The organism is Promicromonospora sp. NPDC057138, from assembly GCF_042670845.1.
GTDB lineage: Bacteria > Actinomycetota > Actinomycetes > Actinomycetales > Cellulomonadaceae > Promicromonospora.
In genome coordinates this window covers 21,106-43,730 of the sequence record NZ_JBHUUX010000034.1, presented here as the reverse complement: position 1 = coordinate 43,730, position 22,625 = coordinate 21,106, and the positions used below count along the sequence as shown (strand labels likewise).

The window sequence follows — 22,625 nt, the reverse complement described above, 5'->3', positions numbered from 1 at the left end:
GGGCGGGTGTTACGCCCGGATCAACTCTCGCCCAATTGCGGGCATTGCGGGTGAATGTTCTCTAACCTCTCGGGTAAACCCAGGCATATCGGACCTGGGTCCCCTGGGGGAGGACGCCCGATGAGATTTCGTACGAGACTCAGCAGGACTGCGCCCGCGGTCGCCGCAGCGGCCACGCTCATGCTGGCCGCGAGCGCCGCACCCGCCGCGAGCGGAGCGCCCGCCACGGGCGCCGGCCCGGGCGGAGCCGCTGTCGGCCAGACGGCGGCGACCTCCGACGACCCCGTCACCCACGACGAGAACGAGCGCGTGCCGGAGGGCGCGGCGTGGACCGAGGCGTACTTCCCGTCGTCGGGCGGCGTGGAGCTGCACGCCGACATCCTGCGGCCCGCCCACCTCGCCGCGGACGCGCGGACGCCGGTGATCCTGTCGGTCGGGCCGTACTTCGCGCACGCCGGCGCGACCGGGCCGGAGGGCTGGGACGTCGTCGGCCCGTCCGCTCGGTTCCGGGACTTCGTCGACGGCGCCGATCTCATGGCGAACGAGTACACGTTCGTGATGGTCGACATCCGCGGGTTCGGCGGCAGCACCGGCTGCCTCGACTGGGTGGGGCCGGGCGAGCAGGCCGACATCGGCGCGGCGATCGAGTGGTCGGCGAGCCAGGAGTGGTCCACGGGCGACGTCGGCATGTACGGCAAGTCGTACGACGCCGTCACTGGTCTGGCGGGCAACAACCTGGGCCTGGAGCCGCTCAAGGCGGTGGTCGCCCAGGAGCCGCTGTGGAACATGTACAACTACCTGTGGAGCAACGAGGTCGCGCGGCCCAACGTGACCGGCACGCCCGAGGCGTACAACAGCATCGCCACGATGGCGCCCATGGACGGCGACGACGCGCACTACGCCGCGAACGCCCGCTACGAGGACCAGCACCCGGAGTGCCTGTCGGACAACCTGGCGGACGCGAACGAGCCCGACCTCGGGTCGGAGTACTGGGACGCGCGCAACCTGGCCGACGACGCCGCCGGCACGGACACCCCGCTCTTCGTGACCCAGGGCTTCATCGAGCCCAACACCAAGCCCGAGGACATGGAGGTCTACCTCGACAACCATGCGGGCGTGGAGCGCGGCTGGCTCGGCCCGTGGGACCACGTGCGGGGCAACGACGTCGTCTCGGACGGCCGCCTCGCCATGGGGCGCGAGGGCTACTTCGACGAGGTGATGCGGTTCTACGACGAGTTCCTCAAGGGCGAGACGCCCGGCGTCGAGGACCCGGCGTACGCGATCCAGGACAGCAGCGGCGCCTGGCGCGCGCAGGACACCTGGCCCGAGGCCGACGGATCGACGGTGGCGAAGCTCCGCAAGGGCATCTACGTGGACGACGGCGGGGCGGCGTCGCTCGCGGCGACCGGGCTGACCACGGCGCAGGTCGACGGCTGGGACATGGAGCACGCCCCGACGGTCGCTCCGCGGATCGCGACGCGGAGCCGGTCGTTCGCGGCGGGCGCGTCGTCGTCGTACCTGACGTACTCCCGGCCGGTGGCCTCGGACGTGCGGGTCACGGGGACGCCGTCGGTCACGCTGAAGGCGAGCGCGGCCGGTGAGGTGATGGTGCGGCTGTGGGACGTCGCGCCGGACGGCACGGCGACCATGTTCGACGAGAACGTGGCGCTCATCGAGCGGCGTGGGGACGTGGCGTTCGACCTGAAGTCGGCCGACTGGACCCTCGCCGAGGGGCACCAGCTCGGCGTGCAGATCGGGACCATCGAGTCGGGCGGCTGGCTGGCCGAGCCCTCCGGCAACCGGATCACCGTGACCGGCGCCCGGCTCTCGCTCGACCTGCAGGACCCGGCAGGCGACGCCGCCACCCCCGGCGAGCCCGCGCCGTACCTCGCGCGCTACCTCGCCGGGAACACGACCACGCTCACGGGCGTGGACAGGGGAACCTTCGACCTCACCCCCTGACCCTGCTTGTTGTGGGCGTGATCGTTGCGACTACCTGTCCGTTTGAGGCGCAACGATCACGCCCACAACGAGGAGACCTACTCGGGGGCCTCGAGGACTTCGCGGTGCTTGCCACCCCACTCGGCCAAGGGGCCCAGCGCCTTGATCAGGTCGGCGCCGGCCGGCGTCGGCGTGTACAGGATCTGCACGGGCATGGTCGGCACCACCTCGCGCGCCATCAGCCCCTGCTGCTCGAGCTCGCGCAGGCGCTGGGTCAGGACCCGGTCGGAGATGCCGCGGACGGCGCGGCGGTACTCGACGAAGCGCCGCGCCCCCGCGACGGCGGCGAAGAGGATGGCGCCCGACCAGCGTCGCCCGGCGCGCTCGACGACGCGCTGGAAGAGGTCGCACTCGTCCGGCTCGGCGGGAGCGTTCGCGGGTGCGGGCTGCGTGGGGCTCGGGAGGATGCTTCGGGCGCGGGCGGGAGGACGGGTCGTCGCGGAAGTCACTTACTAATAGTGAGTTGCTAACCCGACCCTTGGCAAGTCCCGCGCAGTGCCGGACGATGCACGAGGCGCCCGACCGGGGCGCCTGCTCTCGCCGGGTACGTCCGGCCGTCGTCCTCGGAGGACCCGTGTTCATTGCTTCTGTCGTCGTCTCCGCCCTGCTCGCCCTGGCCACCGCGTTCAGCGGCTTCGGCAAGCTGACGGGCAACCCGCAGGTGGTCGAGCCGCTCACCACCAAGCTGGGTGTGCCCCAGCGGCTCATCCCGGTGCTCGGCACGCTGCTGGTCGCCGGCGCCGCCGGCACCGTCGTCGGGATCTGGTGGGCGCCGATCGGCATCGCCGCCACCGGCTGCTTCGTCCTCTACTTCATCGGCGCCGTCATCACGCATGCCCGCGCGAAGGACTGGGCGGGCATGGTCCCGGTCGTGGTGCTGATGCTCGTCTCGGCGGCGGCTCTGGTGCTGCGCCTCCTCTCGCTCTGACGCGGCTGACGCGGACGCCGGCCGGCGGCTACCGTGCGGGCATGGCTTTCCACGAGACTCCCGCCCCCGACGTCGACGCCCTGATCGAGGACCTGCGGACGCTGGTCGAGTGCGAGTCGCCGTCGTCGGACCCGGTCGCCCTGGCCCGGTCCGCCGACCTGGTGGCCCGGCTCGGCACCGAGCGGCTGGGCGCCGAGCCCGAGCGGCTCGGGATCCACCTGCGGTGGCGACTCGGCGGCCCCACGCGGGTGCTCGTCCTGGCGCACCACGACACGGTGTGGCCCCTCGGCTCGCTCCTGACGCACCCGTTCGGCATCGCCGACGGCGTGCTGCGTGGCCCCGGCAGCTTCGACATGAAGACCGGCCTGGCCATGGCGCTGCACGTGCTGGGGTCCCTCGACGACCGGACCGGCGTCACCCTCCTGGTGACGGGGGACGAGGAGCTGGGCTCGCCGTCGTCCCGGACGCTCATCGAGGACGAGGCGCGCGGGGCGGAGGCCGCGCTCGTGCTGGAGGCGTCGGCCGACGGCGGCGCGCTCAAGCTGGAGCGCAAGGGCACCTCCATCTACCGGGTGCTGGTGAAGGGCCGCGCCGCGCACGCCGGGCTGGAGCCGGAGAAGGGCGTGAACGCGTCGATCGAGCTGGCGCACCAGGTGCTGGCCGTCGCCGCCCTGGGCGACCCGGCCCTCGGGACCACGGTGACGCCCACGGCCGCGGCTTCCGGCACGACGCGGAACACGGTCCCGTCCGACGCGTGGATAGCTGTGGACGTCCGCGCGCGGACGGTCGCCGAGCAGGAGCGGGTCGACGCCGCGCTGCGCGCGCTGGCACCCGTGCTGCCCGACGCCGCGCTCGAGATCGAGGGCGGGATCAACCGGCCGCCGCTGGAGGCCGCGCTGTCCGCCGACCTGTTCGCCCGCGCGTCGCGCCTCGCCGGGGCGGCCGGGCTGCCGGCGCTGACCGGCGTGGCGGTGGGCGGGGCGTCCGACGGCAACTTCACCGCGGGGGTCGGCACGCCCACGCTCGACGGCCTGGGCGCCGTGGGCGGCGGCGCGCACGCTGACGACGAGCACGTCCTCGTCGACCGCATCGCCGACCGCACAGCACTCCTGCGCGCGCTCCTACTGACCCTCACCCCAACCCCCTGACCGTTGAGTGCTGGCTATTTGCGGACTTTCGCGTGGCGAGTCGACAAATAGCCAGCACTCAACGGAGTGTCAGGGGCGGGTTGGCTGGGCGAAGCCCGTCGTGCCCCAGGGGGTGGCCGGCGGGCGCGGCTGCCTCGCGACGAACGTGGCGCGCGCCTGCTGCATGAGCCACACCAGGTACTGCCGCTGCTGCTCCAGGCCGTGCGGGTCGAGGTCCTTCTGCGCCCCGGCCCGCTGGTGCAGCAGGGCGAGCTCGGTCGCCGCCTGCTGGTAGTCGGTCATGGCGCGCTCGGTCACCCGGCCGCCCGCGGACCGGGCCCACCTCCGGGCCGCCCGGCGCGTGGGCAGGCTCGACAGCATCCGCAGGTCGTCGGGCGTGACGATGCCGACCGGCCCGTACAGCGGCAGGTAGTGGCCGATGAGCTGGACGATCCGACGGCGGTCGCGCGCGAGGATCACGATCAGCGCGATCAGCACCGCGAACCCGACGAGATACGCGAAGGCGAGGCCGCCGATCCCGAATTTCGTCGAGCCGTTCCACAGGCTGTGCAGGGCGATCGCGCCGAGCAGCCCGTACAGCGGCGCGCGGCGGCGCGTCCGGCCGGGCCCGGACATGGCGGCCACCGCCACGCCGATGCCGGTCATCGCGGTGCAGAGCGGGTGCAGCAGCGGCGAGACGATCGCCCGCAGCACGAACACGTACCCGAGCTGGTCCACCTCGACGGCGTCGACGAAGTACTGGACGTTCTCCGTCGCGGCGAAGCCGAGCCCCACCATCGCGGCGTAGATGACGCCGTCGGTGGGGCCGTTCAGCTCCTGCCGCCGCCACCACAGCATGCCGAAGAGCACGGCGCCCTTGAGCAGCTCCTCGACCACGGGCGCGCCGAACGTCGCGACGACGTACCAGCCGTCCTGCTCGCCCGTGAGCTCGGTCTCGGTGAGCAGGGACAGCCCGAGCGTGTTCAGGACGCTCGCGAACAGCGCCGCGACCCCGGCGCCCCACAGGAACGCGAAGGTCAGGGCGCTCGGCGGCTCCGGCTCCAGCCGGTCCAGCGCGAGCACCAGCGGCAGCCAGACCGCGACCGGCAGCACCGCCAGCAGCAGCCCGACGACGAACGAGCCGCCGCCGGTGAACGCGTCGAACGCGAGGATGACGAGGAGGCAGACGGAGGCGAAGACGATCCCGAGGATCACTCCGATCGAAGCCCGCCCGGGCGCGCGTCCCTGGAGGATCGCACTGGGATCGATGGCCATGCCAGGGACCCTACCTACTCAGCCGCGCACGCGGCGGGCGACCGGGCCGCCGCGCACGGCTACGCTGGCGCACGTGCCCCCACGTGTCGCTCTCGAGCTCGCTGTCCAGGACCCGGCCGGGGCGGTGATCGCTGCCGACGTCGGCGCCCGGCGCGTCGAGCTCTGCTCCGCGCTCGGCGCCACCGGCGGCATCACGCCGAGCGCCGCGCTCGTCGAGGCGGTGGTCGAGGCCGCGGCGGTGGTCCCGTCGTCCGACAACGCGCCGATCCTCGAGGTGCACGTCCTGGTGAGGCCCCGGCCCGGCGGGTTCGTCTACTCGCCCGCCGAGATCGACCTGATGCTGCGTGACGTCACCCTGGCGACCGACCAGGGGGCCGACGGCGTCGTGGTGGGCGCCCTGACGCCGTCCGGCACGGTGGACGCCCGGCGGATGCGCGACCTGATCGACGCCGCCGAGGACGCCGAGGTGACCTTCCACCGGGCGCTCGACGTCATCGCGGACCCGATAGCCGCCCTCGACACGCTGGCCGAGCTGGGCGTCGCGCGCGTGCTCACGTCGGGCGGCGCGGCCCGGGCGGCAGACGGGCTCGAGCGGCTGGCCGCGCTCGTCGAGCACAGCGCCGAGCTGGGCATCGAGATCATGGCGGGCGGCGGCGTCACGGCGTCGGACATCCCGGCCCTGCTGCGCGTCGGCGTGGACGCCGTCCACCTCTCCGCCAAGCGCACGGTGCCCGACGCCGGCGGGCCCGGCGGCGGCGACGGCTCCGGCTACGAGGTGACCGATCAGACACTGGCCAAGGCTGCGGCGGAGGCGCTCCGGACTACGGTTGTCTCATGACCTCAGAGCCGGCCCGAGGGCCTGTCGACGCCACCACCACCTCCGCCTGGGGCTCGCTCACCGAGCTCTCCAAGAACCTCCAGCCCGACCTGCGCGGCTGGTTCGCCGCCGACCCGGCCCGCGCCGAGCGGTTCAGCCACCAGGCCGCTGACCTGCACGTGGACCTGTCGAAGAACTTGCTCGACGACGAGGTGCTCGCCTCCCTCCTCGCCCTGGCCGACGAGGTCGGGCTCGCCGAGCGCCGCGACGCCATGTTCGGGGGCGAGCACATCAACGTGACCGAGGACCGCGCGGTGCTGCACACCGCGCTGCGCCGCCCGTCGGACGAGCCGCTGACCGTCGACGGCCAGGACGTCGCCGCCGACGTCGCCGACGAGCTCGCCAAGGTCTACGCGTTCGCCGAGAAGGTGCGCTCCGGCGAGTGGACCGGCGTCACGGGCGAGCCCGTGCGGACCATCGTGAACATCGGCATCGGCGGCTCCGACCTCGGCCCCGTCATGGCGTACGAGGCCCTGGAGCCGTACGTGGCCGCGGGCCTGGAGGTCCGGTTCGTCTCCAACATCGACCCCACCGACGTCGCGCAGAAGACCGCCGACCTCGACCCCACCACCACGCTGTTCATCGTCGCGTCCAAGACCTTCGGCACGCTGGAGACCCTCACCAACGCGCGCCTCGCGCGCGACTGGCTGTGGCGCTCGCTGGTCGCGGCCGGCGCCATCGAGGACTCCGAGGAGGGTCGCGCCGACGCCGTCGCCAAGCACTTCGTCGCCGTGTCGACCGCCCTGGACAAGGTCGAGGCGTTCGGGATCGACCCCGAGAACGCCTTCGGGTTCTGGGACTGGGTGGGCGGCCGCTACTCCGTCGACTCGGCGATCGGCACCTCGCTCGCCGTCGCGATCGGGCCGGACGCGTTCGCCGAGTTCCTGGGCGGCTTCCACGCGATGGACGAGCACTTCCGGACGCAGCCGTTCGAGAGCAACGTGCCCGTCCTGATGGGGCTCCTCAACGTCTGGTACGTGAACTTCCGCGACGCGCACACGCACGCCGTCCTCCCGTACACGCAGCTGCTGCACCGGTTCCCCGCGTACCTGCAGCAGCTCACCATGGAGTCGAACGGCAAGTCCGTGCGCTGGGACGGCACGCCCGTCACGTCCGACACCGGCGAGGTGTTCTGGGGCGAGCCGGGCACCAACGGGCAGCACGCCTTCTACCAGCTCATCCACCAGGGCACGCGCACCATCCCGGCGGACTTCATCGCCGTCGCGAACCCCGCGTACCCGCTGAGCGACGCCGTCGGAGATGGCGGCGCGGTGGCGGCCGGCGCCGACGTGCACGGGCTCTTCCTCGCGAACTTCTTCGCGCAGACCAAGGCGCTCGCGTTCGGCAAGACGGCCGACGAGGTGCGGGCCGAGGGCGTCGCCGAGGACCTGGTCTCGGCGAAGGTGTTCAGCGGCAACCGGCCGACGACGTCGATCCTCGCCCCCGCGCTGACGCCGGCCGTGCTGGGGCAGCTCGTCGCGTTGTACGAGCACATCACGTTCGTGCAGGGCGTCGTGTGGGGCATCGACTCGTTCGACCAGTGGGGCGTGGAGCTCGGCAAGAAGCTCGCCCTGGAGATCGCCCCGGCCGTGGCGGGCGACGAGGCCGCCCTGGCGGCACAGGACCCGTCGACGGCGGCGCTGATCGCGAAGTACCGCGCCCTCCGCGCCTGACCAGCTCCCTGTCGACTTCCTGTCGGCTCCCTCTCGACGTCGAACCGCAGGTTGCGTGTCACCGCCCCGGCGTCCACCCGAAAGATGATCGTCGATCCGGGCGGTCATTGACTCGGGACTTGCGGTTCGGCGGCGGTGGTGACATGCAACCTGCGGGTCGGCGCCGCCCGGGTTAGAGGATTCTCATCGGCCTTAAAGGGCTTGGGCGGGTACCGGCTGCGAGGATGGCTGGGTGAACACGCACCTCGACCTGCTGACCGGCGACGCCGCCGCGGGGCTCCTGGACGCCGCCGTCGCGACGGCGGGCGGTGAGCTCGTGGACTGGCGGGTGCGTCAGGTGGACCACCGCCCCGGCTCGACCACCACCGTGGCGTACCGGGCGACGGTGCGCTGGGACGGTGTGATGCGCACCGAGACGCTCGGCGCGAGCGTGGGCCGCGCCCGCGACGGCCGCAAGCCGGGCGTGGTCACCCTGTCCGACGGCGACGCGACGGTCGCCGTGTGGCGGTTCCCGGGCGACCCCGCGCTGCCTGCGCTGCCGCGCGCGTTCAACCCGGCCGCCGTCGAGGAGCTCCTGGCCGGCCTGGGTGTCGGCCCCGAGGCGCGCGCACACCCCGAGCTCAAGGTCCGGGCCTACCGCCCGACCCGGCGCGCCGTGATCGAGGCCAGCGCCGCGGCGTCGCGCGTCTTCCTCAAGGTGCTACGCCCGCGCAAGGTCGGCGACCTGCACGAGCGCCACGCGCTGCTGTCCAGGGCGGGCCTGCCGGTCCCGCGCCCCCTCGGCTGGTCCGACGACGGGCTCCTCGTGCTGTCCCCGCTGCACGGCACCGAGATGCGCACCGCCGTCCGCGACGGCGGCCGGATCCCATCCCCGCTGGAGGTGCTGGACCTGCTCGACCGGCTGCCCGCCGAGGTGCGCGACCTGCCGCGCCGCCCCGCCTGGAGCGAGTCGGCCGAGCACTACGCGGGCGTCATCGGGGCCGCCCTGCCCGCGGAGGCCGGCCGCGCCGCCGACCTGGCGGGCGCCGTCGGGGCGCGTCTCGCGGAGCGCGGCACCGGCACGGACCCCACCCACGGCGACCTCTACGAGGCGCAGATCATGCTCAAGGACGGCCGGATCACCGGGCTGCTCGACGTCGACTCCGCCGGTCCCGGGCACCGCGCCGACGACCTGGCGTGCCTGGTCGCGCACCTGGACGTGCTGTCCCTCGTGCACGGGTCGGACGCCGCGCCGGCCACGTACTCCGGCCGGATGCGCCGGCTCGCCGCCGAGTACGCGGCGGGATTCGTGGCCGCGCCCGGCGGCCGGGGCGCCGACCGGAGCGACCTGGCCGCGCGCGTCGCCGGAGTGCTGCTGTCCCTGGCCACCGGCCCGCACCGCGTGCAGGAGCGCGACTGGCAGACGGCGACGTCGCGCCGCCTGGACGTCGTGGCCGGCTGGCTCGACGGGTCCCGCCTCGCGCGGTCCGGAGCGGGCCGCCGATGAGCCTGCGCCGACCGTCGGTACGGGCGAAGGTCGTGACCGTGGTCGTGGCGGTGACCGCCATCGGCCTGCTCGGGGCGGGCCTGCTCACCCACGCCATCCAGTCCCAGCAGATCATGGACAACATCTCCGAGGACTTCGACCAGGAGATGGGCGAGCTGCAGCGGCTGGCCGTCGACGGCGTGGACCCGGAGACCGGCGAGAAGTTCCATGGTGCCGGGCGGCTCATGAGCGTCGCGATGGAGCGGAACGTCCCCGGCACCAACGAGATGTTCGTGAGCTACCTGGACGGCAAGCACCAGCTGTCCAACCCGCCCACGCCGTCGCGGGTGGTCGCGGAGAACCCGGTGGTCCGGGACGTCGTCGAGGGCCTCACGCCGCGGTCGAGCACGACGGTCCAGCGCGAGATCGAGACCGACGTCGGCCGGGTGTGGTTCGTCGTCGTGCCGGTGACCGTGCCGGACCGGCAGGAGGTCGGTGCGTACGTCATGGCGTCGGCGCTCGACCTGTCGCTCGAGGCGGAGAACTCGGTGATGCGGACCTACGCGATCGTCTGCTCGGTGGCGCTGGTGCTGCTGGGGCTGTTCGCGTGGCTCGTCGTCAGCCGCCTGCTGCGCCCGCTGCGGCAGCTCAGCTCCACCGCCACACGAGTGACCGAGACCGACCTGTCCCAGCGGGTCGCCGTCGGCACCGACGACGACCTCGGCGAGCTCGCCGGCGCCTTCAACACCATGCTCGACCGGCTGTCGACGGCCATCGAGACGCAGCGCCAGTTCCTGGACGACGCCGGGCACGAGCTCCGCACGCCGCTCACCGTCCTGCGGGGACACCTGGAGGTGCTCGACCCCGACGACCCGGCGGACGTGCGCGAGACGCGGGACCTCCTGCTCGACGAGACGTCCCGGATGGGGCAGATCGTCGAGGAGCTGGTCCTGCTCGCCAAGGCCGAGCGGTCCGACTTCGTGACCCCGGCCCCGGCGGACCTGGGCCGGCTCACGGATGACGTGCACGACAAGGCGCGTGCGCTGGGCGCCAGGCGCTGGGTGGTGGACGCCCGGGCCGACGCCGAGGTGGTCGCCGACGGGCACCGGATCACCCAGGCCGTGCTGCAGCTCGCGGACAACGCCGTGAAGTTCACCGGCCCCGACGACGAGGTGGGCATCGGCTCGCAGGTGGTCGACGGGCCGTCCGGGCCCCGGGTGCGGCTCTGGGTGCGGGACACCGGGCCGGGCGTCCCGCCGGAGGAGGCGGACCGCATCTTCGACCGCTTCGCGCGGGGCAGCACGACGGGCGGGGCGCCCGGGTCCGGCCTGGGCCTGGCGATCGTGCGGGCCATCGCGCAGGGACACGGCGGGGAGGTGACGGTCGAGCGGTCCGACCCTTCGACAGGCTCAGGGCAGCGCCCTTCGATGGGCTCAGGGCGGCGCCCTTCGACGGGCTCAGGGCGGCGCCCTTCGACGGGCTCAGGGCGGCGCGCCGGCGGGGCGCGCTTCGTGATGACCTGGCCGGCCGACGGCGTCGGACCGGCCGGCCGGCAGACCGGGGTCAGGAGCACGGGGACGGAGGAGGCAGGGTGAACCAGATCCTGATCGCGGAGGACGAGGAGCGGATCGCGCAGTTCGTGCGCAAGGGGCTCAAGGCGCACGGGTTCCAGCCCACCGTGGTGACCGACGGCGCCTCGGCGCTCGCCCACGCCATGTCGGGCGGCTACGACCTGATGGTGCTCGACATCGGGCTGCCCGTGCTGGACGGGTTCACGGTGCTGCAGCGGCTGCGCGACGTCGGCTCGACGCTGCCGGTGGTCATCCTGACCGCGCGGGACTCGCTGTCGGACCGGGTGGCGGGCCTGGAGGGCGGGGCCGACGACTACATGTCCAAGCCGTTCGGGTTCGACGAGCTGCTGGCGCGCGTAAAGCTGCGGCTGCGCCGCACCACGGGGGAGGCCGCGCCGTCGGACCGGCTGGAGCACGGCGACGTCGGGCTGGACCTGCGCACGCGCACCGCGACCGCGGCGGGGCGGGAGGTGGAGCTGTCGGCGCGGGAGTTCGCGCTGGCCGAGGTGTTCCTCCAGCACCCGGGCCAGGTCATGTCCCGGGAGCAGCTGCTGTCGCGCGTGTGGGGATACGACTTCGACCCGGGCTCGAACGTGGTGGACGTGTACGTGCGGTACCTGCGCAAGAAGCTGGGGGCGGACCGGATCGAGACGGTGCGCGGGGCGGGCTACCGGTTCAGGGCTGAGATGAGAGGCGTCTCATCCGGGTCTCCTCGTCGCCTCATCCTGGCGCCGCAGACTCGGATCAGGAGGCACCCGCAGGGGGTGTCGCGAGACAGGAGGTCACCACAGATGAACCCCTCGACCATGAAGAAGCGCTGGGCCATCGTCGGGACGGCTGCCGTGCTCGGCGTCGTCGGCGCGGGAACCGCCGCGGCGCTGAACGACCCAGCACCCCGGGCCGAGTCCTCCGCGGCCGTGGCCCTGGACGGCTCGACGCCGTCCGGCGGCGGAGCGGGCGCCGCGACGACCGACTCCTCTCCGGAGTCCGCGGACTCGCCGAACGAGTCCGCCCGCGACACCGCTGGCTCGGCCGAGTCCGCGGACTCGCCGGGCGACGCGAACTACGACCCCTCGCCGGAGTCGGCGGACTCGCCGAACGAGTCGGCGACCGACACCGCGGGATCCGCACGGTCGGCCGACTCGCCGGACGACGCGAACTACGCCGGCGACCAGGACGACAACACCCCGAACGACGCGGACGATGCGGACGACGACGCTGACGACCGGGGCGACGACTGACCCCTCGCGGTCCCGCGTGAAAGGCCAGGTGGCCGACAGCCCAGGCTGTCGGTCATCTGGCCCGTTTTGCCGTGGAATGGGGACAAAGGTGTAACCCGTCCCCTTAAACTGCGCGCGTGACCCGTTCCCACCATCGACCGCGGATCGCGATCTGCGGCATGGCCATCGAGTCCAGCACGTTCTCCCCGCACCGCTCGGGCTGGGAGGCGTTCACCCTGCTGCGCGGCAACGAGCTCGTCCGGCGGTACCCGTTCCTGCGGGACGGCACGCCGTTGCGCCGCGAGGCCGAGTGGGTGGGGGTCCTGCGGGCCGGGGCACTCCCGGGCGGCGCCGTCCCCACCGACGTCTACGAGTCGGTCCGCACCCAGATCGGCCTGGCGCTGGAGGCACAGGGCCCGTTCGACGGGGTGCTGCTCGACATCCACGGCGCCATGTCGGTGCTCGGGTACACCGACGCCGAAGCCGACCTCGCGCGGTCGGTGCGCGCCGCCGTCGGGCCGGACTGCCTGGTCTCCGCCTCGATGGACCTGCACGGCAACGTGTCGCGGGAGCTGGCCACCACCGTCGACCTCATCGCCTGCCACCGGATGGCCGCGCACGAGGACGACGACGAGGCCCGCCAGCGCGCGGCCACCGACCTGCTGCACCGCATCGACGGCGCCGGCCGTCCGCACAAGGCGTGGGTGCAGGTCCCGGTGCTGCTGCCGGGCGAGAGGACGAGCACCCGGCTGGAGCCGGCGAAGGGCATCTACGAGGACGTGGCGCGGGTCGGGGCGCTGGACGGCGTGCTGGACGCCTCCCTCTGGGGCGGGTACGCGTGGGCGGACGAGCCGCGCTGCCGGGCCGCCGTCGTCGTGACGGGGGACGACCCCGCCGTCCTCACCCGGGAGGCCGAGCGCCTGGCCCGCCGGTACTGGGACGCGCGCGACGAGTTCGGGTTCGTCGCCCCAGCCGGCACCTACGAGGAGTGCCTGGCGGCGGTGCTGGCGAGCGACGCGCGGCCGTTCGTCCTGTCCGACTCGGGCGACAACCCCATGGCGGGGGGCGCGGGCGACGTCACCTGGACCCTCGCGCGGCTCCTGGCGGAGCCGGCCTTCGCCGTCCCGCCCGAGGAGGGCGGCCGGAGCGGCATCTACGCCTCCCTGCCCGACGCCGACGCCGCCCGCACCGTGGCCGACGCCGGGGTGGGCGCCGTCGTCGAGGTGCGGGCCGGCGCCCGGTTCGACGACGGCCCGCACGGTCCCGTGACGCTGCGCGGCGTCGTCGAGCGGGTCCGCAGGGACGATCCCGTGGGAGGCATCGTGTGCGTGGTCGCCGTCGGCGGGCTCAAGGTGGTGCTCACGGAGCGGCGCAGGCCCTACCACCTGGAGTCGGACTTCACGGCGATCGGCCTCGACCCGCGCGGGACCGACGTCGTGGTCGTCAAGATCGGCAACCTCGAGACCGAGCTGTTCGACATGGCCGAGGACTGGATGCTCATGCTCACCCCGGGCGGCGTGGACCAGGACCTGCTCCGGCTCCGGCACACGAATCTCGGCGGCCCGGTCCACCCGTTCGACCCGCCCCAGTCCTTCGGCGACGGCCCGAACCTCACCCCGGAGCTCCTCTGACTTTTGTGGGCGGGATCGTTGCGCCTAAGACCGGCAGGTAGTCGCAACGATCCCGCTCACAACGAACGGGCTCAGAGCGGGCCCTGGAACTCCGCGCTGCCGCCTGCCGGGGCGAATCCCAGCGCGATGTTGATCGCGAGCATGTGTGGGTTCTCCTCGTTGTTCCAGGTGTAGATCCGCTGGGCGGCGGGCCGGAGCCGTGCGTGCTCGCGCAGGTTCACCGCCTTGATCAGCATCCCGAGCCGGTGCCCGCGGTGCGCCTTGAGCACCACGGTCGCCTGCTGGTCGGTGAAGTCGGGCTTCTCGTCGTTCCACTGCAGCATCGTCATCGCGACGAGCTCGCCCGTGGCCACGTGCTCGGCGGCCGTCACCACGTACTGGTCGCCCTTGGCGGCCATCGCCAACTCCTCGGTGCGGATGCGGTCGATGTCCCAGACGTCGGACTCGATGGTGATACCGCCCCGCGGCTCGTCGTCGGCCAGGGCCTGCTCGAGGGCGGCGAACTGCCCGATCCACTCCTCCGGCGTCGGCGCACTCCAGGTGTGGACGCGGTAGGCCTCGCCCGCGGCGGCGCGGGCCTCGGCCTCGAAGCGCGAAACGGCCTCCGGCAGCACCGGCAGGTCGACCCGGGAACGACGCTCCACGAGCTGCAGGGTCAGCCCGAGCTTCTGTGCCAGGCGGACTCCCGGCAGGCCCGCCGAGACCTCGCCGATGCCCGACGCCGGGACCAGCGCCTCGCCGTCGGCCCGCTCCGGCCCGAAGTCGACGGGGGCCAGGACCGACGTCCGGCCCTCCGCCCGCGCGGTGCCGCGCAGCCAGTCGGCCAGGGCCGTACCGATACCCTGCCGCCGGTACTCCGGGTGCACCACGACGAAGCCGACGGCCAGCTCCTGGTTCGACCGGACGAAGAGGTTCAGGAGGGCGCTGCCCACCACCCGCGGCCCCTCGGGTTCGTCCACCACGGCGACCTGGCGGAGCCTGCGCCGGTAGTCCTGGTTGTTCATCGTCACCAGGACCCCGAGCGGGGTCGGGGCGTCGTCCGGACTGCCGAGGTCCGCGGTTCCCACTGCGGCGTGCAGCTCCGCGATGCCCCGGTACGCCCAGGCGTCGGGGTCGTCGATCGAGGACGGGTGGGGCGGGTCCATGAGCCGCCACGCCGAGGTCGTCGGGGCGGGCACTGCCGAGGTCGAGGTCATGGACCCAGGGTGCTCCCGGCGGTGCGAGGCCGCACGGTTTTTTGTGCGGCGGCAGACGGGGCGCGTGTGGGTGGCCCCCGATACCGTGACCGCATGCCGAAGAAGCCGCACGTTGAGACCGCAGTCCCCACCGCGGCTGCGCCTGCGGCGATCGTCAAGAAGCTCTCCCTCGAGCAGAAGGCCCGGCTGCTGTCCGGCTCCTCGTTCTGGACCACCGCCGAGGTCCCCGGCGTCCCACCCGTCTACCTCGCGGACGGTCCGCACGGCGTCCGCCGGCTCGACGCCGACGTCGGCGACATCGAGGGCGCCGTCCCGGCCACCTGCTTCCCGCCCGCGGTCGCGCTGGGCAGCACGTTCGACGTCGGCCTCGTCGAGCGGGTGGGGGAGGCCGTCGCTGAGGAGGCGAAGCGGCGAGGCGTCGACGTCGTCCTCGGGCCGGGCATCAACATCAAGCGCAGCCCGCTGTGCGGGCGCAACTTCGAGTACGTGGCCGAGGACCCGCTGCTCGCCGGCGAGATCGGCGCGGCGCTGGTCACCGGGATCCAGCGCCGGGGCGTGGCCACGAGCCTCAAGCACTTCGCCGCGAACAACCAGGAGACCGAACGCATGCGCGTCTCCGCCGACATGGACGAGCGCACGCTGCGCGAGATCTACCTGCGCGGCTTCCAGCGCGTCGTCACGAAGGCGCGGCCGGCCACACTCATGTCGTCGTACAACCGCATCAACGGCACGCACACCGGCGAGGACCGGCGCATCACCACCGACATCCTGCGCGGCGAATGGGGGTTCGGCGGCCTCGTCATGTCCGACTGGGGCGCCGTCCACGACCGCATCGCCGGCATCCGCGCCGGCCTGGACCTGGAGATGCCCGCCGGCGGCGAGAGCCGGGTCACGGAGATCGTCGCGGCCGTGAAGTCCGGCGCCCTCGACCTGGCCGACGTCGACCGCTCGGCCACCCGGGTGGTCGCCCTGGCGCTCGCGGCGCGGGATGCGCGTGAAGCGGCGACCGGGGACGCGGCGGAGGCGCTCGCGGAACGCGGACACGACCCCGAGGCCTGGCACGACGCCGCCCACCACACCCTGGCCCGCGAGGCTGCGAGCCGCGCGATCGTGCTGCTCAAGAACGACGGCGGGTTGCTGCCCCTGGCCCCGCAGACGCGCCTGGCCGTGATCGGCGAGCTGGCCCGCACGCCGCGCTGTCAGGGCGCGGGGTCGTCCCAGATCGTCCCGACGCAGCTCGACGACGCGCTCGCCGCGATCGAGGACTCGGGCACCGACGTCGTGTTCGCGCCGGGTTACCTGCTGGACGCGGCCGCCGATGACGAGGCGATGGCCGCCGACGCCGTCGGCGCGGCGCGGGACGCCAGCGTGGTGCTGTTCTTCGCGGGCCTGCCGCAGTCGGATGAGGCCGAGGGCCGCGACCGCCGGCACATCGAGGTGCCCGCGGCCCAGCTCGACCTGCTGGACCGGGTGCTGGAGGTCAACCCGCGCGTCGTCGTGGTGCTGTCCAACGGCTCGGTGGTGCGGCTGTCCGGCTTCGCGGACCGGGTGCCCGCGATCGTCGAGGGCTGGCTGCTGGGTCAGGCGGGCGGCGGCGCGATGGCCGACGTGCTGTTCGGCCGGGTCAACCCGTCCGGCCGGCTGGCGGAGACCGTCCCGCTGCGCATCGAGGACACCCCGGCCTGGACGAGCTTCCCCGGCACGGGGCTGCACGTCACCTACGGCGAAGGCATCTTCGTGGGCTACCGCTGGTACGACGCACGGGAGCTGCCGGTCCAGTACCCGTTCGGGCACGGGCTCTCGTACACGACGTTCGCGTACTCGGGGCTGGGGGTCTCGACCGGCTCGACCGACGGCGCAGGCCTCACCGCCCGCGTCGCCGTGACCAACACGGGCGGCGTCGCCGGGCGCGAGGTGGTGCAGTGCTACGTGTCCTTGCCCGGCTCGTCGGTCCCGCGCGCCCCGCGCGCCCTGGCCGCGTTCTCCGTCGTCGACCTCGCGCCCGGGGAGACCCGGGAGGTGGAGCTGACGGTCGCCCGGGACGACCTCGCGTACTGGGACGTCCGCGCCGACCGGTGGTTGGTGGAGGGCGGCGCGTACCGCGTCGAGGTGGGCGCCTCGAGCCGCGACATCCGGGCCACCGCCGAGGTCGACGTGCGGGCGGATGCGTTCGTCGCGCCGCTCACGCCGCAGTCCTCGGTGGGCGAGGCGATGGCGCACCCCGTCATCGGCCCGACGGTCACGGGGATGCTGCAGGGAGCCGGCCTGTCCGACGACGTCCTGATCATGACCAGGGCGATGCCCGTTGGCCGGCTCCCGTACCAGCCCGGCTCCGGCGTGACGCACAAGCAGGTCCGCCAGCTCCTGGACGTCGCGAACGGCACGGGCGGCGTCGTCACGCGCGCGGCGAACAAGGTGCTGGCCGCAACCACCCGCCTCCGCAGACACCGTTGAGTGCTGGCTATTTGCGGAGTTCGCGCCCGCTGACCCGCAAATAGCCAGCACTCAACGAAGGGTCAGAGGCGCTTTTGGAGGGCCGCTTCCGCGCCCGACGGGCGGAAGCCGAGGGCCACGTTGATGCCCAGCATGTGCGCGTTCTCCTCCGCGTTGAAGGTGTGCACGCGCTCGGTCTGCGGGTACCGGGCGGCCAGCTCGCGCAGGTTGACCGCCTTGACGAGCATCCCCAGCCGGCGCCCGCGGTGGGCCTTCAGCGCGATCGTCTCCTCCTGGAACGCGTACGCCGGCTTGCCGTCCTGCAGCAGGAACGACGTACCGCCTGCCATCTCGCCCGACGGGACGTGCTCCACCAGGGTGGTCAGCAGGCGCTGGCCGCTGGCCGCACGCTCCTCGAAGTAGACGCGCACGCGCTCGGCGTCCCACGTCTCCTCGCCGAAGTCGAGCTCGCCCTGCGGCACGTCCGTCGACATCCGGGTCATGAGCCGGCCGTATGCGGCGTGCCACTCCTCGGGGACGCCCTCCCACGTGTGCGTCCGGTAGTCGTCTCCGGCCTTCGCGCGCGCCTCCGCCTCGAATTCGGCCAGCTTCTCGGCATCCACCGGCAGGTCGAGCCGCGACATGCGCGCCACCTGCTCCAGCGTGTACCCGCGGTCGAGCGCGAACCGGACGCCCGCGACGTCGGCGGGGAGCCGCCCGACGCCGGTGGCCGGCACCAGCGCGTCCTCTCCCTGGGCCGCCTCCCGGGGGGACCGCGGCCAGCCGAAGAACGTGGTCCGGCCGGCGTCGGCCGCCGCCTGTTCCAGCCGGTCGGCGAGGGCCGTGCCGATGCCGCGCCGCCGGTGGTCGGGGTGGACCGCCACATGGACGTCGGCGGCGTGCGTGTTGTGCTCGAGCGTCATCGACGCGAACCCGAACCCGACGACGTCGTCAGCCGTCGGGGCCTGCCCGTCGGTCCGGTCCACGATCGCGACCAGCCGCTGCTTGCGCGAGTACTCCTGGTGCAGCATCCCGCTGACGAGCTGCCGGACCGTGCGGGCGAGGTCGTCGTGCCCCACGCTCGCGATCTCCGCGGCCCGCTCGACGGCGCTCGTGCCGTGGTACATCCAGGCATCGGGGTGGTCGGCCGAGGGCACGGCGGGCACCTCGACGATGTGCCACGGCTCTGGCGCGCGGCCGGTGGGCGAGGTCATAACGACCAGGGTGCCCGGCCCGCCGTCGTGCGGCGAGGCAATTTCGGCGGGCCGAGCACCCGGTTCGCGCGGCGACGGTTCAGGCGGCGACGGAGATCGCCTGTCCGACGGCGGTGTCGTCCGGCAGGGCGTCGAGCATCGCGAGGGCGAGGTCGGGCCGGGCGATCGTCCAGGCCCAGCGCACGTTGCCGTCGCGCCGGGCCTTGTAGCGGCCGGTGCCCGGCCGGTCCTGGAGGCGCGGCGGGCGCATGATCGTCCAGTCGACGTGGCTGGCCCTGATCACCTTCTCCATGGCCTCCAGGTCGGCGTTCGCCTCGGCCAGCGCCCGCTTGAGGATCGGCTTGGCGACGTAGCGGGAGAGCGGGTCGTCGCCGTCGACCAGCCAGCCGCTCGCGCTGATCGCGACCAGGCGGCGCACCCCGGCGCCGTCCATGGCCGCGAGGACTGCGGTGATTCCGTCGCGCAGGACGTGCGCCGACTCGCCGGCCACCGGCCCGAGGCAGCTCGCGACGGCGTCCACGCCCTGGAACGCGGCGGTGAGCGCGGCAACGTCGGAAACGTCGGCGACCCGGACCTCCCCGGGCGGACCGGACAGCCGGGACGGGTCGCGCACGACGGCGACGACCTCGTGGCCGGCCGCGGCTGCGGCGCGGACGAGCTCGCGGCCGGTACGGCCGCTCGCTCCGACGACAGCGATCTTCATGGCATCTCCTCGTTCTGGGGTGGTGCTCGAGAGGGTGTGAGTGAATACTTACTCACACCGTGCCACGCGGCATGACTGCTGGTCAAGGGAACGGGGCGAGAATGTCTGGCATGAGCACACGGGAGCGGATCCTCGACGCGGCGGCGCGCGTGATGCGCGAGCAGGGCGTCGCGCACGCGACGACCAAGGAGATCGCGCGGGCGGCCGGCTGCTCGGAGGCGCTGCTGTACCGCCACTTCGCCGACAAGCAGGGTCTGTTCATGGCGGTGCTGGAGGAGCGGCTGCCGGGCTTCGCCCTGCCCGACGACGCGGCCGGCACGGGAACCGTCGAGGCCAACCTGGTGCGGATGGTCAGCGGGCTGCTCGACTTCTACGTGGACAGCTTCCCGATCTCCGCCTCGATCTTCTCCAGCAGCACGCTCCTGGCGCGGCACCGAGAGGCGATAGCGGCGCACGGGGCAGGGCCGCAGGTGCCGCTGCTCCGGCTGCAGGCCTATCTGGAGGCGGAGATGAAGGCGGGCCGGGTGCGTCCCGACGTCGACGTCGAGGCGGTCGCCCGGCTGCTGGTCGGCGCCGCGCTGCACCAGGCGTTCCTCGCCGCGTTCTGGGGCGGCGGGGCCGTGGACGAGCCCGGCCTGGGAAAGCGCCTGGTCGCCCAGGTGCTCCCGGCCCTGACCCCGCAGAGTTGTCAGACCGACAGGTCACCCGGGTGACCTGTCGGTCTGACAGCTACTTGGTGGGCGGCGGGGCCGTGCTCGCGCGCTGCACCAGCCGCGTGGGCAGGCGCGTGTGCTTGCCGGCCGTGGTGCCCGACTCCAGCATCCCGACGACCATCCGGAGCGCCTCGGCACCCATCTCGTGCAGGGACTGCGCGATGGTCGTCAGCGGCGGCACCGACGCGGCGGCCTCCGGGATGTTGTCGAACCCGATGACCGAGAGGTCCTCCGGGACACGCAGGCCCAGCTCCTGGGCCACCTGGATGACGTGGATCGCGGACAGGTCGTTCGCGGCGAAGACCGCGGTGGGCCGGTCGGGGCGTTCGAGCAGGTCGTGGGTGGGGCGGTCGGACCGGTCCGGGCGGTAGCCGCCCTCGAGCACGAGGCTCGGGTCCGGGGTGAGGCCCGCCGCCTGCATCGCCTCGCGGAAGCCGAGCTCGCGCAGGCGGGCCGATTCCAGGTCGGCGCGTCCGCCCAGGTAGCCGATGCGCGTGTGGCCCAGGGCGATGAGGTGCTCGGTGGCGGCGCGGGCGCCGCCCAGGTTGTCGGAGTCCACGGTGGCCGGGCCGGTGGGCCCGGTGTGCGGGTCGATCGCGACGATCGGGACGCCCTCGTGCACCGGCAGGGCGAGCGTCGGCGTCACGATGACCACGCCGTCGATCAGGGTGCCCGCGAGGCGGGACAGCGACCGGCGCTCCCAGCCCACGTGGTCCGAGTGCCCGGCGTCGCCGCAGTAGGCGAGCAGCTCGTAGCCCGTCCCGTCGACGGCGGCGGAGATGCCCTTGAGGAGCTCCGTGCTGAACGGCTCGAACTCGGCGACGAGCACGCCGATCACGTTGGTCTTGCGGCGGCGCAGGCTGCGCGCGACCAGGGACGACTCGTACCCGAGGTCGGCGACGACGCCGAGCACCCGCTCGGCGGTGGCCGCCGCCACGCCGTACCGGCCGTTCACGACCTTGGAGACGGTCGCGACCGAGACGCCGGCGACCCGCGCGACGTCGGTGATGGTGGCGCGGCCGGTCGCACGCTCCTGGGTGGCGAGCGGTTCCGGGGACTCCGGGCCGTTCGTCACGCTGTCACCCGGTCCGGCGGTGGACCCGGGTGAGCCTGTCCCACTGTGCACGGTGCGAGAGTACCTCGGGCAACAGCCTGTGTCCGCTAAGCCGATCCGTTTCGAAATCGATATCGAAACCGTTTGACTTGGCCAGGACCCTCCTGACAGTCTCCTGGTGTGGCGGACTTCGTGGTCCGTCAACCGGCAGGCTCCTGCCGACTGTCGATGACGACCTACAAGGGGTTCCACAATGATGAGGAAGACGCGGGCCGCGGGCACTCTTGCCCTTGGCGCCACCGTTGCCCTGCTGGCCGCGGCTTGTTCCGGCGGCAGCGGCGGAGGGTCGGACGGCGACGTCACGATGACCTTCTGGCACAACTCGACCACCGGTCCCGGCAAGGCGTACTGGGAGGACACGGTCGCCGCCTTCGAGGAGGCCAACCCCGGCGTGAAGATCGAGGTCCAGTCCATCCAGAACGAGGACATGGACGGCAAGCTGCAGACCGCCCTGAACTCGGGCGACGCCCCGGACATCTTCATGGCGCGCGGCGGCGGCAAGCTGGCCGACGTCGTCGAGGCCGGCCAGATCATGGACCTCACCGACTCGATCGACGACGCCGCGAAGACCGCTGTCGGCGAGGCCGGCTTCAGCGCCCTCTCCGTGGACGGGAAGATCTACGGCATGCCGACGTCCATCCTGCCCGGCGGCATCTTCTACAGCCAGGACCTCTTCGACGACGCCGGCGTCACCGAGACGCCCGCCACCATCGACGACCTGAACGGCGTCGTGTCCGACCTCAAGTCCGCCGACATCGCCCCGATCGCACTCGGCGGCAAGGACGCCTGGCCCGCCGCGCACTGGTTCTACTTCTTCGCGCTGCGCGAGTGCTCGCAGGAGACCCTCGAGGCCGCCGCCGAGTCCCGTAGCTTCGACGACGAGTGCTGGCTCGCGGCCGGCGAGGACCTGCAGGCGTTCGCCGAGACCGAGCCGTTCCAGGAGGGCTACCTCACCGCGACGGCCCAGCAGGGCGCCGGCTCCTCGGCCGGTCTCATCGCGAACCACAAGGCGGGCATGGAGCTCATGGGCGCCTGGGACCCGGGCGTGATCGCGGGCCTGACCCCCGACCAGAAGCCGCTGAAGGACCTCGGCTGGTTCCCGTTCCCCGCCGTTGACGGCGGAGCGGGCGACCCTGCCGCGTTCATGGGCGGCGTCGACGGCTACTCCTGCTTCGTCGAGGCGCCGCCGGAGTGCGCCGAGTTCCTGAACTTCTTCATGCAGAAGGAGTACCAGGAGAAGTACGCGGAGGCGTTCGTCACGCTGCCCGCCAGCCAGGAGGCCCAGGGCGTCGTGACCGACCCCGCCCTGAAGTCGGTCCTCGAGGCCTACAACAAGGCCCCGTACGTCTCCGTCTGGCTGGACACGCTGTACGGCCAGAACGTGGGCAACGCGCTCAACGCAGGCGTCGTCGAGCTGCTGGCCGGTGACGGTGACCCGCAGAGCATCGTCGACGCCGTGAACGCCGCAGCGGCGATGGAGTAAC

The 22,625-nt window shown here is 73.1% G+C and carries 17 protein-coding genes and 1 pseudogene; 12 read left to right on the top strand and 6 right to left on the bottom strand.

Annotation, left to right across the window (positions count from 1 at the left end; genetic code table 11):
- The first annotated feature begins 120 nt into the window (after window positions 1–120).
- Window positions 121–1,962, top strand: a complete 1,842-nt coding sequence (locus tag ACFT2C_RS18075) for a CocE/NonD family hydrolase (protein WP_377208454.1) — start codon at window positions 121–123, stop codon at window positions 1,960–1,962.
- Window positions 1,963–2,039: 77 nt separating this feature from the next.
- On the opposite strand, the gene ACFT2C_RS18070 is transcribed toward ACFT2C_RS18075, so the two are convergent.
- A complete protein-coding gene (locus ACFT2C_RS18070) occupies window positions 2,040–2,450 on the bottom strand; it encodes a winged helix-turn-helix transcriptional regulator (protein WP_377208453.1) in 411 nt (136 codons plus the stop codon).
- A gap of 125 nt (window positions 2,451–2,575) precedes the next feature.
- Here ACFT2C_RS18070 and ACFT2C_RS18065 point away from each other — a divergent pair, with 125 nt between their 5' ends.
- Both ACFT2C_RS18065 and ACFT2C_RS18060 read left to right on the top strand, forming a co-directional pair.
- A complete protein-coding gene (locus ACFT2C_RS18065; RefSeq protein WP_377208452.1) occupies window positions 2,576–2,929 on the top strand; it encodes a DoxX family protein in 354 nt (117 codons plus the stop codon).
- 41 nt (window positions 2,930–2,970) lie between these two features.
- Entirely contained in the window at window positions 2,971–4,077 is a 1,107-nt protein-coding gene (locus ACFT2C_RS18060; protein WP_377208451.1) for a M20 family metallopeptidase, read from the top strand.
- A 69-nt stretch (window positions 4,078–4,146) separates the two neighbouring features.
- On the opposite strand, the gene ACFT2C_RS18055 is transcribed toward ACFT2C_RS18060, so the two are convergent.
- Window positions 4,147–5,331, bottom strand: a complete 1,185-nt coding sequence (locus tag ACFT2C_RS18055; protein ID WP_377208450.1) for a PrsW family intramembrane metalloprotease — start codon at window positions 5,329–5,331, stop codon at window positions 4,147–4,149.
- A 73-nt stretch (window positions 5,332–5,404) separates the two neighbouring features.
- On the opposite strand from ACFT2C_RS18055, the gene ACFT2C_RS18050 reads away from it, so the two are divergent.
- The 6 genes and pseudogenes from ACFT2C_RS18050 to ACFT2C_RS18025 all read left to right on the top strand — a co-directional run bounded on the left by ACFT2C_RS18050 (window position 5,405) and on the right by ACFT2C_RS18025 (window position 13,768).
- Window positions 5,405–6,169 (top strand): copper homeostasis protein CutC, encoded by a 765-nt coding sequence (locus ACFT2C_RS18050; protein WP_377208449.1) that lies wholly within the window; start codon window positions 5,405–5,407, stop codon window positions 6,167–6,169.
- Window positions 6,166–7,881, top strand: a complete 1,716-nt coding sequence (pgi, locus tag ACFT2C_RS18045) for a glucose-6-phosphate isomerase (RefSeq protein WP_377208448.1) — start codon at window positions 6,166–6,168, stop codon at window positions 7,879–7,881. The genes ACFT2C_RS18050 and pgi overlap by 4 nt, the downstream gene beginning before the upstream one ends.
- 232 nt (window positions 7,882–8,113) lie before the next feature.
- A complete protein-coding gene (locus ACFT2C_RS18040) occupies window positions 8,114–9,367 on the top strand; it encodes a phosphotransferase (RefSeq protein ID WP_377208447.1) in 1,254 nt (417 codons plus the stop codon).
- Complete coding sequence (locus ACFT2C_RS18035; RefSeq protein WP_377208446.1) at window positions 9,364–10,941, top strand: sensor histidine kinase; 1,578 nt, start codon at window positions 9,364–9,366, stop codon at window positions 10,939–10,941. The genes ACFT2C_RS18040 and ACFT2C_RS18035 overlap by 4 nt, the downstream gene beginning before the upstream one ends.
- Window positions 10,938–11,594, top strand: a pseudogene (locus tag ACFT2C_RS18030) (response regulator transcription factor); the annotation flags it as partial. The gene ACFT2C_RS18035 and the pseudogene ACFT2C_RS18030, both read left to right, overlap by 4 nt.
- Before the next feature lie 680 nt (window positions 11,595–12,274).
- Window positions 12,275–13,768, top strand: a complete 1,494-nt coding sequence (locus ACFT2C_RS18025) for a M81 family metallopeptidase (protein ID WP_377208445.1) — start codon at window positions 12,275–12,277, stop codon at window positions 13,766–13,768.
- 71 nt (window positions 13,769–13,839) lie between these two features.
- Here ACFT2C_RS18025 and ACFT2C_RS18020 read toward each other — a convergent pair whose 3' ends face one another.
- Window positions 13,840–14,964 (bottom strand): GNAT family N-acetyltransferase, encoded by a 1,125-nt coding sequence (locus ACFT2C_RS18020; protein ID WP_377208444.1) that lies wholly within the window; start codon window positions 14,962–14,964, stop codon window positions 13,840–13,842.
- 93 nt (window positions 14,965–15,057) lie between these two features.
- Between ACFT2C_RS18020 and ACFT2C_RS18015 the strand changes: the two genes are divergently transcribed.
- Complete coding sequence (locus tag ACFT2C_RS18015; RefSeq protein ID WP_377208443.1) at window positions 15,058–17,418, top strand: glycoside hydrolase family 3 C-terminal domain-containing protein; 2,361 nt, start codon at window positions 15,058–15,060, stop codon at window positions 17,416–17,418.
- Window positions 17,419–17,480: 62 nt separating this feature from the next.
- On the opposite strand, the gene ACFT2C_RS18010 is transcribed toward ACFT2C_RS18015, so the two are convergent.
- Window positions 17,481–18,611: a GNAT family N-acetyltransferase gene (locus ACFT2C_RS18010; RefSeq protein ID WP_377208442.1), complete on the bottom strand. Its 1,131-nt coding sequence runs from the start codon at window positions 18,609–18,611 to the stop codon at window positions 17,481–17,483.
- A 79-nt stretch (window positions 18,612–18,690) separates the two neighbouring features.
- A complete protein-coding gene (locus ACFT2C_RS18005) occupies window positions 18,691–19,314 on the bottom strand; it encodes an NAD(P)-dependent oxidoreductase (RefSeq protein WP_377208441.1) in 624 nt (207 codons plus the stop codon).
- Between the two features lie 110 nt (window positions 19,315–19,424).
- Here ACFT2C_RS18005 and ACFT2C_RS18000 point away from each other — a divergent pair, with 110 nt between their 5' ends.
- Window positions 19,425–20,027 (top strand): TetR/AcrR family transcriptional regulator, encoded by a 603-nt coding sequence (locus tag ACFT2C_RS18000; protein WP_377208440.1) that lies wholly within the window; start codon window positions 19,425–19,427, stop codon window positions 20,025–20,027.
- A 16-nt stretch (window positions 20,028–20,043) separates the two neighbouring features.
- On the opposite strand, the gene ACFT2C_RS17995 is transcribed toward ACFT2C_RS18000, so the two are convergent.
- The gene (locus ACFT2C_RS17995) at window positions 20,044–21,153 is read right to left on the bottom strand and encodes a LacI family DNA-binding transcriptional regulator (RefSeq protein WP_377208439.1); all 1,110 of its coding nucleotides are present in this window, start codon (window positions 21,151–21,153) and stop codon (window positions 20,044–20,046) included.
- 184 nt (window positions 21,154–21,337) lie between these two features.
- Here ACFT2C_RS17995 and ACFT2C_RS17990 point away from each other — a divergent pair, with 184 nt between their 5' ends.
- A complete protein-coding gene (locus ACFT2C_RS17990) occupies window positions 21,338–22,624 on the top strand; it encodes an extracellular solute-binding protein (protein ID WP_377208472.1) in 1,287 nt (428 codons plus the stop codon).
- The last annotated feature ends 1 nt before the right edge of the window (window position 22,625 follow it).